10 protein-coding genes are annotated in these 15,151 nt (G+C 37.2%); 4 read left to right on the plus strand and 6 right to left on the minus strand.

Annotated features, from left to right (window positions below):
- Positions 1–4: 4 nt before the first annotated feature.
- Complete coding sequence (locus CRT24_RS08630) at positions 5–3,130, minus strand: TonB-dependent receptor (RefSeq protein WP_099370840.1); 3,126 nt, start codon at positions 3,128–3,130, stop codon at positions 5–7.
- A gap of 419 nt (positions 3,131–3,549) precedes the next feature.
- A complete protein-coding gene (locus CRT24_RS08635; RefSeq protein WP_099370841.1) occupies positions 3,550–4,221 on the minus strand; it encodes an NAD-dependent epimerase/dehydratase family protein in 672 nt (223 codons plus the stop codon).
- A 355-nt stretch (positions 4,222–4,576) separates the two neighbouring features.
- Here CRT24_RS08635 and CRT24_RS08640 point away from each other — a divergent pair, with 355 nt between their 5' ends.
- Positions 4,577–5,512, plus strand: coding sequence for a hypothetical protein (locus CRT24_RS08640; RefSeq protein WP_099370842.1), 936 nt, complete (start codon positions 4,577–4,579; stop codon positions 5,510–5,512).
- 152 nt (positions 5,513–5,664) lie between these two features.
- Complete coding sequence (locus tag CRT24_RS08645) at positions 5,665–6,693, plus strand: LacI family DNA-binding transcriptional regulator (protein WP_218962598.1); 1,029 nt, start codon at positions 5,665–5,667, stop codon at positions 6,691–6,693.
- Between the two features lie 63 nt (positions 6,694–6,756).
- On the opposite strand, the gene CRT24_RS08650 is transcribed toward CRT24_RS08645, so the two are convergent.
- From CRT24_RS08650 to CRT24_RS08665, 4 genes are all read right to left on the minus strand, one after another.
- The gene (locus tag CRT24_RS08650; RefSeq protein WP_099370843.1) at positions 6,757–8,205 is read right to left on the minus strand and encodes a TolC family protein; all 1,449 of its coding nucleotides are present in this window, start codon (positions 8,203–8,205) and stop codon (positions 6,757–6,759) included.
- The gene (locus CRT24_RS08655; RefSeq protein ID WP_099370844.1) at positions 8,195–11,356 is read right to left on the minus strand and encodes an efflux RND transporter permease subunit; all 3,162 of its coding nucleotides are present in this window, start codon (positions 11,354–11,356) and stop codon (positions 8,195–8,197) included. The genes CRT24_RS08650 and CRT24_RS08655 overlap by 11 nt, the downstream gene beginning before the upstream one ends.
- 24 nt (positions 11,357–11,380) lie before the next feature.
- Positions 11,381–12,463, minus strand: a complete 1,083-nt coding sequence (locus tag CRT24_RS08660; protein WP_099370845.1) for an efflux RND transporter periplasmic adaptor subunit — start codon at positions 12,461–12,463, stop codon at positions 11,381–11,383.
- Between the two features lie 169 nt (positions 12,464–12,632).
- Entirely contained in the window at positions 12,633–13,037 is a 405-nt protein-coding gene (locus CRT24_RS08665; RefSeq protein WP_099370846.1) for a hypothetical protein, read from the minus strand.
- 234 nt (positions 13,038–13,271) lie between these two features.
- Here CRT24_RS08665 and CRT24_RS08670 point away from each other — a divergent pair, with 234 nt between their 5' ends.
- Positions 13,272–13,799, plus strand: coding sequence for a YceI family protein (locus CRT24_RS08670; protein WP_099370847.1), 528 nt, complete (start codon positions 13,272–13,274; stop codon positions 13,797–13,799).
- A 953-nt stretch (positions 13,800–14,752) separates the two neighbouring features.
- Positions 14,753–15,073: a hypothetical protein gene (locus CRT24_RS20630; protein ID WP_144034544.1), complete on the plus strand. Its 321-nt coding sequence runs from the start codon at positions 14,753–14,755 to the stop codon at positions 15,071–15,073.
- The last annotated feature ends 78 nt before the right edge of the window (positions 15,074–15,151 follow it).

Genomic DNA, 15,151 nt, shown 5'->3' on the forward strand with positions numbered 1-15,151 from the left:
GAAATTATAAAGTCAAATTAAGGCCGAATGTGAATGTCTTTGCTCTTGGATAAGAGAAGAACGTTACGTTTTGACCAAACTTATATTCACCTTGTGAAGAACTTTCTGGATCATATCCCTTAAATTCTTTACTTGTAAATAACCAAGGATTATTAGCACTTGCATAAATACGCAATGCCGAGAATCCCATTTTACTCAACAAATCAGGCTTGAAAGTGTAACCCAATTGAATCAAGTTTACACGGATATATGATCCATCAGCGATCCATTGTGAATCAACGTTAGTATCCTGTCCAGCGTGACCATTGTTTGTTAAATAAATCGCTTGTTGCATAGTATTTGGATTTGAACCATTATATGCATCAGTCAAAATCTCTGTCAAACCATTGGTGATACCAAAACGGTCATAAGTTGAGTGATAAAACTGTTGCAATGTTTCAACTCCATATACATACTGAAGATCAACGGTTAAATCAAAGTTCTGATAGTTCAGGTTGTTGATAAAACTACCTGTCCAGCTAGGAACACCTTTACCTAAAATCTCTTGGTTAGTTGAACGGTTTGGTCTACCAATTTTATCCTCTGGAATATCACCGTTTTCGAAATCTTGAACAGTATAAATGCCATTTCTCTTATAACCATAGAAACTATTCAAATCCTCGCCTACTCTGATGATACCATTTGGTCCACCAACCCAGTTATTGATCAAAATATCCTCGTTGTTTGCTCCTAGTTTAATTACCTCATTTTTGTTATAACTACCATTTAAAGTCACATTCCAATTGAAGTCTTCCGAACGAACTGGTGAACCATTTACTAAAAATTCAACCCCAGAGTTTCTAACAGCACCAATATTTCTCCAAACACTGCGGTAACCCGTTGCTGTTGGAACTGGAGATTCTAACAATAGATCTGTAGTTGTTTTTCTGTAATATGAAACATCAAAATTCAAACGATTTTGGAAAAATCCTAATTCGATACCAGCATCATAAGTTTTAGTTTTCTCCCATTGTAAACTCGAGTTACCAAGATTACCTACAAAAGCAGATGGTTCACGGATTCCTCCTAACAAGGTCGTTCCAGCGTTAATCATAAATAATGAAGAATATGGATTGATCTCTGAGTTACCAGTTACACCATAACTTGTGTGAATCTTAAAGTTACTAACCGTAGTTTGGTCCTTCATGAATTCTTCATTTGAAACATTCCATGCTACACCCGCAGAAGGGAAGAAACCATATTTCTTATCCTTACCGAATTTTGAAGATCCATCAGCACGAGCTGTAACTGTTAATGAGTAACGATCGTCGTAACTATAGTTACCACGAACAAAGTATGAATTCATCGCCCATTTATTAGCTCCAGAACTTGGTGCTCCAGGGATAGAACCAACACCTAGGTTGTTATACTCATATGCATCAGATGTAAATCCTTCTGTCCTAGCTGAAAAACCAAAATATGTACGTGCTTGCCAAGATAGACCCGCCATTGCATTGATTCTATGCTTATCAAATGCTTTGTTATACGTTAAATAGGTTTCTTCTTGCCAATACAGGTCATTCCAGCTATTTACTTCAGCCCAGCCATTTGGCCTTGAAATATTGTTCAAAGTAATAGATGAATAACCTCTATATTCTTTTCTATGGTTGTCAATACCGAACTGCGTTTTCAAATCTAATCCATCAGCTAGGTGGAATGTCAAAGCCGCATTACCAAAGATCTGAGTATTATAGCGCATTCTTTTTTGAAGATCTAGGATGGATACTGGATTTGCCATCCCCTCAAATCCCAATACATTGGAAACTGTAGAGGATGAAGAATTGGTATATACACCATCAGGTTGGTGAACTGGTAACCAAGGAAGCATTTCAATCATGGTACGACGAGCATCCTGTCCTCCACCATCTTCAGGAGTATGACGGCCCCATGTATGGTTCACCAATAAATTCACACTAGATGACAACCAATCTTTAACTTTGGAATCATAAGCCAATTTACCATTCACCCGCTTACTGTAAGTGTTATTCACAACCCCTTGGTTTTCAGAATAGTTTAAGAAAGCACCAACAGATGAATTCTCATCTCCTTGTTGAATATCGATTTGATGATTGTGTGAAAGAGAATTTCTGGTAGCCTCTCTCTGCCAATCCGTATTGTACAATGGGTTACCATTAGCATCAAAGTAATTTGGATCATTGAACCACGACTTTTTGTCTAGGCTCCAAGATTTTCCTTGCCACTTGTTTTCATTTTCCAACCCGATCATAAAAGCATCGACCCACTCTTGACCAGAAAGTACATCCATATACCTTTGAACAGAATTACTGCTCACTGATCCTGAATAGGTAATGGTTCTTCTACCATCTTTATTTCCTCTTTTAGTAGTTACCAAGATAACACCGTTGGCACCTCTTGCTCCATAAATAGCTGCAGAAGAAGCATCTTTTAATACCTCAATGCTCTCAATATCATTTGGATTCAATAGGTGAAAATCTTGCATTACCACACCATCTACAACATATAATGGGTTGGATGAAGAGTTGATCGTATTTGTACCACGGATTAACACACGGTTACCATAAGCACCTGGCTGACTTGAGTTTGAAAAGATGTTTACACCGGGAGCTTTACCCCTTAAGTTTTCTAAAGGACTGAAGGATTGAACCTTGATCATGTCCTCTCCTTTTACATTGGAAATAGAACCAGTTACATCTGATTTTCTCATTGTACCATAACCCACGACTACCAGCTCTTCGATTTGTTGATCCGAGCTTTGAAGTGAGAAGTTCATGGTACCAGAACTTACGGTTTTTTCTTGAGACTGATAGCCCAAGAAGTTGGCAACGATTACCTGTCCGGTGCTGGCTTCAATGGAGAAATTACCATTGTCATCTGTTTGAGTAGCCACGCTAGTTCCTTTTACCGAAATGGTAACACCGCCCATTGGCTGATTGTTTCCAGCATCACGAACAACACCTGAAACGGTTTGCTGTTGTAATTTAGAGGTCAGGAATTTGTTGGGACCCAAACTAACACTAGCGTTAGCAGGACTGTAACTTGTTGCGAGGAGCACTAAAGGAATAATCCATAGTCTGTTCCCTCTACGAGTAAATTTGTCAGAATTCCACATAAGAATATAGTTAATAATAAATAATGCTAAAACGATTTATAAATTTGGCTCTAAAAATTGTTCGTATAGACTGACAAGCAGTCTATATCAGGTTTTATTTTAGTTGTCAATGTTGACACTAAATAACACAAAAATTTGAATTGATTTATAATTTTTTTAAAAATTTTTGACCTGAATCAATAAATTTTTATAATTAAAAAAAGAGTGTACAATTAATTTGAGTTAATTACTAATAAATATCTCAAATTGATTGTTTAGGCAATTAATTATTTATTCAATAAAATCACTTGTCTTACAGGATAAAAGCATACTTAAAGCATCATTTTATTCAAGAAAAAATTTTTACTTCAATTCCTTTTAAGAGTGGCAATATTATTTAGAATATTTAAATCGAGAATTTAAAGCTATCAAATAATTTTCTATAAATTTTTTGAAGCTAAAAATGAAATATCCTGAGTCTCCAGGATGTGCTTATTATAACCATGGATTGATACAGTTATCATAGCTTTGCCCACTTCTTCTAAAGTCAAGAAATAAGTTTTGCTGAAAGGTCTCAGAATCGGGTATAAAGAAGTGATAAATCTAAACAAAGGTCTTACATTTTTAGCACCTGGGGTTGGCCGCATAAAAGCAGGACGAAAATTATAAACGGCTTTAAATGGTAATTTCATCAGGTCATTTTCCGTTTTTCCTTTGACCCTAGCCCACATGCTCCTGCCCTTTTCAGAACTGTCGGTACCACTGCCAGAAACATAACAAAAGGTTATATCTGAATTAATTTTTACCAATTTTTGGGCGAATGAGAGTGTTAAATCATAAGTCATTTTGGTATACTCCTCTTCATCCATTCCTACAGAGGAAACTCCAGCACAAAAATAACATGCATTATAGTCCAGTAGATCATTGCCCAGTTTGTCAATCTCTAGGATGTCCGGAAGTATGACTTGTCTTAATTTAGGATGCTGTAATGGATATTCCCTTCTATTTACGATCAAAACACTTTCCACTTCTGGATTTGTTAAACATTCCTGAAGTACTCCCTCACCAACCATACCTGTCGTACCTGTGATTATAACCTTTACCTTTTGCATACCATTTTTTCGAAAAGCCTCGCCATCAAATTGAAAACATAAATTATTCCAATTTATATTCCTTCATCCTAATAATTAGGATTCCAAATAGAACTATCAAATAACTATCCAAGATTTGATGTTAACTTAACATTAATTTAATTTGTAGAAAATAAATGACGGGCACGGATTTACTCTATGTAAAAAATATAAGCCTATTCTATTGTTTTCTTTAACAAGATAAGGTCAAGAATATAAAATTTTAAACAACAGTAAACCTTTCTTCAAACCATATGTCTATATTTGAAATAATATTTCTTTAGTATTATAACAAGAAAAGATATTTGCCATTTTCAACACATTAACTGTTAAAATTATGAACCGATTCCATTTATTAGTATTTTTAATTTTTATTGCCCTGACAGGCTGTAAAAAAGCAGATGAAATTGAAGATCCTAAAGATTCATCTTTCAGCATCTGTGAGAACAACTCAGAATTAAAAGGAAAAATTAATTACGCGATAGGCAATGAAAATTGCGGAAAATTATATGTCAGTGCTGAAGTATCTACCAATGATGGGCGTAATTCCAAAGTAAGTTTCACCTTATTAACTAATGGTTCCTTGGTATCTTTGAGTTACGGAACAAAAAGTACTGGTATTAATAATTCTTACAATACTCCCGTTCTCCAACCTGAAAAAACATTTGAAATATCAGACTTTGATTATAACAAAACTCTTCAAACAGTTTCTTTTAATTTTAAAGGTGAAGTAGCCGAATTCAATAATCCAAATAATAAAAAATTATTGAATGGATCTATTAATATTGATTCGGTAAGTAGTGTACCATGTAAATCTTTAATATTTGAAGTGAGAACAGTGGATCCCAAATTCAGGTTTTATTCTATGGGATCAGGCAACAGCGCAACAAAGTATAACGATAGGGATGAATATTACAATTTTAAATTTAATGCTAATTCAAATTCAGGGCAGTGGCTGGTGCTGAACCTTGAAAAAAACCTGAATAACTATACCCAAAAAGAAATAATACTCGACAAATCAATAGGCTTAAATTATGTAGACTATTATGAATATATTGGACCATTAATTTATGATGATTATTTAATCTTTAACCAGAAAGATTGGACCAAATATGAAACTAAAGGTGTGATGAAAGACTTGCATGAAACTAAAGGTGATATGTATCAATACTCATATTATACAGGTAATATTCTCTTGAGTATTTATAAAGATGGTAAACTAGTGAAAGAAAATGTTGTACTTCCATTTGCCGCGGTCCCAATGAACTTATAAAAAATATTGAATTATATATTTAAGATTCCAAATCCTTTATTTGGAATCTTTTTTATTTATTCTAATGCATAAATTGCCAATTCCATGAAAATTCCGTTTATTTATTGTTTAGAAGACACCATTCCCATTGGTAATTTCAAGAGGAACTAAAGATGATAGAACGTAAAACTTTAAAGGACATTGCAAAAGATTTAAAACTATCGGTATCAACTGTTTCCAAATCTCTCTCAGACAGCTATGAAATAAGTGAATCGACAAAAAAATTGGTTAAAGAATATGCCGAAAAACATAATTATATCCCTAATAAGGTCGCTAGAACCTTAAAAACCGGAAAAACAAACACTATTGGCGTCATTGTTTTTAATATCAGCAGCACTTTTATTTCTCAAATCTTAGACGGAATTCACAAAGCCTCTCAACTCGAAAAATATGATATAATCATTATGCAAAGTAGAGATGATGTCAATCTGGAGAAACATGCCATTGAAGTATTAAGGATTCGCGGGATTGATGGCCTTTTGATTTCCCCTGTTTCCTATAATTCTAATTTCAACCAGCTTAGAGATCTGCAAGAATCAGGCATACCTGTGGTTCTTTTCGACAGAGTAAATCACAATATCGAAACCCATAAAGTCGGTATTGACAATAAACTGAGTGCCTATGAAGCAACGAAACATCTATTGGACTCCGGCAAGAAAAACATCTTGCATATTACAGCAAAAAATATTGGAGTGACAGCAGATAGGCTATTGGGTTTTAAGAAATGCCTTAAAGATCATCAAATAGAATTCGACAACAATTTATATCTAGAATGTGATTATGGAAAACACGATGAAATCGAACAGTCCATTACCAAGAAGTTGAAATTTCTAAAATCCAAAAACATTAAAGTAGATGCCATATTTGGAGCAACAGACGACATTACTACCCTGACCTTAGGAATCCTCGCTGAAATGAACATCGATGTTCCTAGAGAAATTTCAGTAATTGGATTTTCAAATATTCGCATACCAAATTCTCTGAATCCGTCATTATCCACCGTAGTTCAACCAACAGAAGAAATTGGAATGGTTGCATTTCAGAAATTGTTGGAAATCATAAACTCAAAATACCCTAAGGAAGAATTTGAAACTATTGAATTGAAAACAAAACTGATCCCGCGAAAATCAACGTTATTATAGAATAAAAAAGGAGCAGAAAATCTGCTCCTTTGAAAAACTAACCCTAATTAAATTAGATGGGATTTATTTCCAACCGCCACCTAATGCTTTATAAACATTAACAACGGCATTTAGTTGTTGTTTTTTTGTTTCTATTAATTCAAGTTTTGCATCAAGGACATCTCTTTGGGTCATCAATACCTCTAAATAATCTGCTCTAGCTGATTTAAACAATTCATTGGATACATCAATTGATTTGTTTAATGCATCCACTTCTTGATTTTTGTAGAAATATCCCTTCTCTAGGTTATCAATATTTGAAAGTTGTGTCGATACTTCCGTGAAGGCATTCAACAGCGTTCTTTCATAATTATAAATTGCCTGCACTTGCCTAGAATTCGCAGAATTAAACTCGGCTTTTATTGCATTCTTATTTAATAATGGTGCTGTTAAATCTCCTGCCAAATTATATAATAGGGATTCTGGCAATCTAAATAAATAGGAAGGCTTAAATGCTTGCAACCCAAATGCTGCCGAAATGTCCAACGAAGGATAGAACTCTTTTCTGGCAACTTGAACATCCAATTTAGCGGCAGCTAGCTCATGTTCTGCTTGCAGTATATCAGGTCTGTTGTTCAATAACTGACTAGGAATACCAGTTTTTACTGTTGCTGGTACCAAGTCAATGAAACTAGACTGATTCCTTACTATATTCTTCGGATATCTACCCAGCAGAAAGTTGATCCTGTTTTCAGTTTCCTTGATCTGTTGAAGTGTAGAAAACTCCATTCCTTTTGTTTTTGCAACCTCAGCCTCAAATTTCTTTACCGCAAGTTCTGTAACACGTGTTGCTTCTTTTTGAATTTTGACAACGCCCAATGCTTTCTCTTGTAATTCGATATTCTGACGGATGATGCCTAATTGATTGTCCAAGGCCAACAGTTCATAATATGAATTTGCGACTTCTGCTATCAAACTGCTCAATACAAAGTTCTTCCCTTCCACTGTTGCAAGGTAACGGTTGACTGCTGCTTGCTCTGAATCTTTTAATTTCTTCCATATATCAACCTCCCAATGCGCAAATACCGAAACATTCAAATCTCCCAAAGGATCAGGAATTTCATGTCCGGGGGTCATTTCAGTCGAAGCATCGCCAGCCCCCTGAGAAGTATAACGCCCTACCTTTTCAATACCTCCACCAGCACCAATTCCTACGATAGGTTTCAATGCTCCTTTACGAAGCATGATGTCATTTTTGGTGATCTCAAGTTCTTGGAGAGTTATGTTCAATTCTTGATTGTTTTTAAGAGCGGTATCAATCAATGTGATCAAATTCGGATCTGTAAAGAATTCTCGCCATTTTACATTCCCCGAATTGCTGGTATCCTGCGATGCCAATGAATCAGCAAACGCTCCAGGCAATACCTTATTTTCTTTCTTCTGAGTTGCCTGTGGCACTTTACAGCCTACGACTGTTAGTGCCAACAAACCAATGACAACCCAATTGAAGTGTTTATATGTTCTAGTTTCCATCTAATTCTTCCGATAAAGGGTTTTCGTCTTCGTGTTTAATGAGTTTCCTTTTTGAAGCAATTGTTCCAAAAATGAAATATAGGCCTGGGATAATAAGGACCCCGAACATGGTACCTAACAGCATCCCTCCTGCCGCAGCGGTACCAATTGTCCGGTTTCCAATAGCTCCAGGTCCTGTCGCCATAACCAATGGAATCAACCCTGCGATGAACGCAAAGGAAGTCATCAAAATTGGCCTGAAACGAACCTTCGCCCCTTCCATTGCTGACTCTAAAATGCTCATCCCTTCAGCATGCTTCTGCGCTGCAAACTCAACGATCAAAACCGCATTTTTCCCCAATAACCCTATCAACATAACCAATGCAACCTGTGCATAGATATTGTTTTCCAAATGCAGTAATTTCAATAAGAAAAAAGCTCCGAAGATACCTACAGGAAGGGAGAGAATAACCGCAAATGGAAGGACAAAACTCTCATATTGTGCGGCCAGAATCAAATACACAAAACCTAAACAGATCAAGAATATATAGATAGCTTGGTTACCTCTTGCCACCTCATCTTTAGAAATACCTGCCCAATCAATGCTGTAACCATTAGGCAAAGTCTTCAAAGCAACTTCATTCACTACACTGATTGCTTCGCCGCTACTGAATCCATCCGCAGCAGAAACTGAAATCTCAGAGGCCAAATACATATTGTGACGAGTTATTTCTGAAAGACCATATACTTTCTCCATGTGCATAAACTCTGAAAATGGCACCATTTCATCCTTGTCATTTTTAACATATAGTTTCAAAATGTCTTCCGGTAAAGCACGGTATTGAGGTAAAGCTTGAACCATTACCTTATATTGCCTGTCGAATTTGATAAAGTTTGTCTCATAATTGGAACCAACCAAGGTCGACAATGTACTCATGGCATTATCAATCGAAACCCCTTTTTGCTGAGCGATATCATTGTCAATTTTCAATAGGTACTGAGGGAAACTAGCACTGAAGAATGTAAATACTGAGGCTAATTCTTTCCTATTGTTCAATTCTTTCACAAAATCTCGGCTTACTTTTTCCATTTTCTGGAAGTCGTTGTTTCCAGTTTTATCTAGCAACCGCAGCTCAAAACCACCAGCAGCACCATACCCCGGAACAGCAGGTGGTTGGAAAAACTCTATGGAAGCACCTGGAATATTTTCGGCACTTTTCTCCAATTGTTCAATGATTTCAACAGCAGACTCCTTGCGATCTTCCCAACCTTTTAAATTGATCAATAAGGTACCCGTATTGGCAGCTGTACCCTCATTCAGAATTTCATATCCTGCCAAGGATGAAACAGAAGAAACACCATCGATATCTTCAGCTTCCTTCTGCAGATCCAAGGCTGCTTTATTGGTTCTTTCCAATGTTGATCCCGGCGGAGTCTGAATAATCGCATAGATCATCCCTTGATCTTCATTAGGAATGAAACCTGCAGGTACACTGTTGTTCAGAAAATAAGCACCAATACAAAAACCTATCAATATGATAAAGGTTAATGCTCGCTTGTTTACAATTTTACCCAATAACCTCACATACTTGTTTTGCATTTTATCAAAACCACGGTTAAAAGATTCCAAGAACTTATCTACAATTGATTTCTTACGTGGTTTTCCATGGTTGTTCTTCAACATAATAGCACATAGTGCCGGTGTCAAGGTTAAGGCAACTATACCAGAAAGAATAATAGATGTCGCCATGGTTATTGAAAATTGACGATAGAAAATCCCAACCGGTCCCGACATAAATGCAACAGGAATAAATACCGCTGCCATCAGGAAAGTTATCGCAACGATAGCTCCTGCAATTTCTTTCATAGCACGCTTGGTAGCTTTGTAGGCAGAGACATGGTCTTCTTCCATCTTTTTGTGAACTGCTTCGATAACTACGATCGCATCATCAACGACCACCCCAATCGCCAGCACCAAGGCAAAAAGGGTGATCAGATTGATGCTGATCCCGAAAAATTGCATAAACAAGAATGCTCCGATCAAAGAAACTGGAACGGCAATAGTCGGAATAAGTGTAGAACGTAAATCACCCAAGAATAAGAAGACCACCAGTGCAACTAAAATAAAAGCTTCAACTAACGTATGGACTACTTTTTCCATGGAGGCATCCAAAAATTTGGAAACATCATAACTGATTTCATAATGCAATCCATTCGGGAAATCTTTCTGTAGTTCCTCCATTTTCGCTTTCACATCCTTAATGACCTGTGAAGCATTGCTACCATAAGATTGCTTTAATACTATCGCTGCTGATGGGCGACCATTCAATGTAGAATAAATATCATACATCGCCGATCCAAAATGAATATCAGCGACATCCTTCAACCTCAAGATCTCACCGTTTGGATTTACTTTTAAGATAATATTGCCATATTCTTCCTCCGTGGTAAAACGACCTGAATACTTGAGTACATATTCAAAGGACTGTGATTTGATACCCGAAGATTCACCTGCTCTTCCCGGCGATGCTTCTAATGATTGTTCCTCCAGTGATTTCATCACCTCTTCTGACGATATCTTATAGGCAGTCATTCGATCTGGTTTTAACCAGATACGCATTGCATATTCCCGGTTTCCCAAAATATCTGCAACCCCAACACCGGGAACTCGCCTCAATTCTGAAACAACATTGATATCCGCAAAATTGAACATGAAATTACCATCCAGATCCTTCTCATCGCTGTACATATTGATGTACATCAACATATTGGATTCTTCCCTTGTAATCTTCACCCCTTCACGGACAACGATGGGAGGAAGCTTGTTTACTACGGATGCTACCCTATTCTGTACATTGACAGAGGCTTGATTGGGGTCAGTACCCAAATCAAAGACTATCTGAATACTTGCTTCGCCGTCATTACCAGCATCCGAAGCCATATATTTCATGCCGGGTACCCCATTGATTGCCCTTTCCAATGGGATAATCACCGCCTTGATCATCAGCTCTCCATTTGCTCCAGGATATTCTGCTTTCACATTTACCTTGGGCGGAGAAATAGCTGGAAATTGTGTAACCGGTAATTGAGTCATAGCCAATATCCCCAAGAATACAATGATTAGGGATATAACAATCGACAAAACTGGTCTATTTATAAATCTATTAAACATGATTATTCTATTATCCGTAAAAACTTATTCTGTCCTGATCTTCAAATTGGAAATTGATTCCCTTGGCTCTACATAGGCGTACTTGATTTTCTCGCCATCTTTTACCTTCTGTAAGCCCTCCAACAGGATTCGGTCATTTGGAGAAATACCCCCAGCAACTACATATAGGTCAGGTAATGAAGCTCCAATCTTAATTTGTTGGGAGACAACTTTTCCATCCTTTTGAACTACAAAGACATATTTCTTGTCCTGTACTTCATAAGTAGCTTTTTGTGGGATCAATAATGCATGTTTCATCGGAACGGTCATCAAGACTTTACCGGTCTCACCGTTTCTCAATAATTTATTGGGGTTTGGAAATCTTGCGCGGAATGCAATATTTCCAGTTTCCAAGTCGAATTCACCTTCAATTGTTTCGACAATACCTTTTTGTTCTAGAGGCTCATTGTTGGCCAAAAGCAATTGAACATGATTGTCACCGCGGGAAGCAATGTTTTTCTGATAGTCCAAATATTCCGGTTCTGAAACATTGAAATATGCAAACATCTGGCTATTATCAGATAAGCTTGTCAATAGCTCCCCTTCATCCACCAAACTTCCAAGTTTTAATGGGATTCGATCAATAGTTCCGTCAAATGGAGCTCTAATTTCAGTAAATGACAGATGAAGCTTGGCAATGGCAGCTTCCGCCTTAGCGCGTTCTAACTTAGCTTTTGCCATCGCCAATTCATTGGGCGATACAATGTCTTTATCAGAAAGATTTTGGGTGTTTTGAACTTCGATCTGAGCGACGTCGACTTCAGCCATTTGCTTGTTCAATTCTGCTTGGTACATCCTCGGCATAATACGAAATAGCAACTGACCTTTTCGAACGGTCTGCCCTTCATCGACAAAGATCTGCTCCAGATAGCCCTTCTCCAAAGCTCGCAATTCAATGTTTCTAACGGATTTGATCTGTGATACATACTCTTTGGTAAAGCTAGTATCGATTTCTGCTGGAGAAGTTGCCGTAAATTTAACATCTTCTTCCTTTTCTTCTTTTTTTTCATGGCAAGCCACTTGGCAAAGTACAGCCAATGAACTCATGAGCATAAAAACTCTCTTCATTTTGTTTAAACGATTTTAAAATTTTTGAATGTAAAATGGGCCAAAGACCCAGATGAGGGATATGGACATTCAATAGTCAATGAAGATTGTAGGGGCTTAATAAATCAGATTTTTAAGATACCTTCAAATCAACGGCAATATGCCAAAGACCATTGAAGTATCTTTGATATTAAATTCTCAACGAGCGTTGAGAAATAAATATAGGATTTGGGTGAAGGTCAGGAATAATTTCCGACCATGCCCTGCCTGATTTCTTTGAAAAATAAAGGAGAAAAGTGAATGCAATCAGACAAGCGTAAAATGCCATCTGCAGATGGTAGTCTTTCCATAATTGGAAATCCTCCGAGTCTTGTGAAAGAAATATCTGTTCACCGTAACCTCCAATACCATTTGAATGTGCTTTCGTAAATTTCGGGAATAGAAAATCATTTGATTTAACATTTTGAGAAATGGATGAATGATTTTCCATAAAGCTGATAGCGGGTCTATCAGAATGATTAACAACCTCATGACTATTTCCGCTCCTTATTAATAGGAACATAAAAAATAGGGTCAGTGTTATGATTGTTCTCATTTGACGTCAAATATACAACGCGATTCAATATATCAAATAGCTTTAACAGATTTTAACCGTCATAATTTCGTCAGTAATTCATTATCAATTATTTAATTTTACATAGCATTTGTTCACATACTGTTAAATCGGAAATTAATTTTTTATTTCTTAACATACATCAATGTGTTTAAACATTTTATACCTCATCTTTGTTGAACAAAAACAAATAGAAAAATTAAATAGAAAAATATTATGGCAACTTGGAACTTAGACACCGCACACAGTGAAATTGAATTTAAAGTAAAACACATGATGATCTCAACAGTAAAAGGTCATTTTGAAAATTTCAATGTAGTAGTTGATAACAGCTCTGACGATTTAGATGCAGCAAAACATGTATCAGTAGAAATCAAAACTGATTCTATCAACACTAAAAACAGCCAACGTGATCAGCACTTGAAAAGTGATGATTTCTTCGCTGTAACCCAATTCCCAGACATTAAATTTGTGTCTACAGGAATCAAAAAAACAGATGATGATGAATACAAATTGTCTGGTGATTTAACGATTAAAGAAGTTACAAAACCGGTAACATTTGATGTAGAATTCGGTGGTATTGGTAAAGATCCTTGGGGTAACCAAAAAGCTGGTTACACTGTGACAGGAAAAATCAACCGTAATGATTTTGGATTGACTTGGAATGCTGCGCTAGAAACTGGTGGTGTGATGGTAAGTGAAGATGTTAAGTTTCAAGCTGACTTACAATTCGTTCTTGCATAAATAATAGTTTTATAAAAAAGAAAAGCTCGGTAAAATCCGAGCTTTTCTCGTTTTTTGTCTTAAACGCCCCCGAAGGTGTCCCTGCTCGCCGTGGCAGGTGTCACCACCTGCCATAGAAAATCCTAGGTTACCTAGTGCTAAGTAGACTATCGAAAATGATGGTTGGTGAAGACACCAACCATGGCGTCGAATGATGGTTGGTGTCTTCACCAAGCATGGCGACCAAGGATATCAACCCTGGCGTTTAGCAACCTAATTGTTTATTCGAAGCCGAATCCCGCTCATTTTCAGTGGCGGAAAGATGGAAAAAATGCCGCGGCCTCTGTGCGTCGGCCTTGCCCTTGGATGCTTTAAAACAATTATCTCCTCAAAAGAGATAATTGATTAGAACGGCATCCTCGGCAATAAGGCATTTTTGTCCATGTGCGTTGGACTTGTGCGACAAGCCACCTTAAATGAGCAAGCGTTTTGGTTACTTTTGCGCCTCAAAAGTAACTGCATCTTGCCATGAAATGGCATTATTCATTAGTGAAAATTAGCTATGCTGAAGATGGTTGGTGAAGACACCAACCATGGCGACCAGGAACACCAACCCTGACGTTTTGCAACCTAATTGTTTATTCGAAGCCGAATCCCGCTCATTTTCAGTGGCGGAAAGATGGACAAAATGCCGCGGCCTCTGTGCGTGGGGATTGCCCTTCGACTCCGCTCAGGGACCGACCTTGGATGCTTTCAAGCAATTATCTCCTCAAAAGAGATAATTGATTAGAACGGCATCCTCGGCAATAAGGCATTTTTGTCCATGTGCGTTGGACTTGTGCGACAAGCCACCTTAAATGAGCAAGCGTTTTGGTTACTTTTGCGCCTCAAAAGTAACTGCATCTTGCCATGAAATGGCATTATTCATTAGTGAAAATTAGCTATGCTGAAGATGGTTGGTGAAGACACCAACCATGGCGACCAGGACACCAACCATGGCGGCCAGGAAAACCAACCATGGCATTCGTGGCCTCCACGACTGCAAGACCTCTGCTATTCTCCTTTCTACCTTCTTCTACTCTCCTTCGTCTCTTGTTCGGACTTTGTTCGGACCTCGTTCGGAGCTGCTTCGGAATACACCCGAACAAGGTCCGAACGAGGTCCGAACGAAAGAATACGGAGAGTGGAACAAGACTGGAACAAGAGTGAAACAAGATTATATAAAAAGCATTCAGGACAATAAGAATACATCCTTCCGAAATTGTTCAACTGCATGTTCGAAAATGACTACATAATTTTTCAATAGTTAAAACAATGTTATAACATCAATTAAAAATTATTGATTTTTTCTTAATCAAATTAAATACTAAACA

The organism is Sphingobacterium sp. 1.A.5, assembly GCF_002734235.1.
GTDB lineage: Bacteria > Bacteroidota > Bacteroidia > Sphingobacteriales > Sphingobacteriaceae > Sphingobacterium > Sphingobacterium daejeonense.

What these genes read in the sequence shown, in the direction of transcription:
- CRT24_RS08630 (WP_099370840.1), bottom strand. Translation starts at nt 3,130, where the DNA reads ATGTGGAATTCTGACAAATTTACTCGTAGAGGGAACAGACTATGGATT.
- CRT24_RS08635 (WP_099370841.1), bottom strand. Translation starts at nt 4,221, where the DNA reads ATGCAAAAGGTAAAGGTTATAATCACAGGTACGACAGGTATGGTTGGT.
- CRT24_RS08640 (WP_099370842.1), top strand. Translation starts at nt 4,577, where the DNA reads ATGAACCGATTCCATTTATTAGTATTTTTAATTTTTATTGCCCTGACA.
- CRT24_RS08645 (WP_218962598.1), top strand. Translation starts at nt 5,665, where the DNA reads ATGATAGAACGTAAAACTTTAAAGGACATTGCAAAAGATTTAAAACTA.
- CRT24_RS08650 (WP_099370843.1), bottom strand. Translation starts at nt 8,205, where the DNA reads ATGGAAACTAGAACATATAAACACTTCAATTGGGTTGTCATTGGTTTG.
- CRT24_RS08655 (WP_099370844.1), bottom strand. Translation starts at nt 11,356, where the DNA reads ATGTTTAATAGATTTATAAATAGACCAGTTTTGTCGATTGTTATATCC.
- CRT24_RS08660 (WP_099370845.1), bottom strand. Translation starts at nt 12,463, where the DNA reads ATGAAGAGAGTTTTTATGCTCATGAGTTCATTGGCTGTACTTTGCCAA.
- CRT24_RS08665 (WP_099370846.1), bottom strand. Translation starts at nt 13,037, where the DNA reads ATGAGAACAATCATAACACTGACCCTATTTTTTATGTTCCTATTAATA.
- CRT24_RS08670 (WP_099370847.1), top strand. Translation starts at nt 13,272, where the DNA reads ATGGCAACTTGGAACTTAGACACCGCACACAGTGAAATTGAATTTAAA.
- CRT24_RS20630 (WP_144034544.1), top strand. Translation starts at nt 14,753, where the DNA reads ATGGCGACCAGGACACCAACCATGGCGGCCAGGAAAACCAACCATGGC.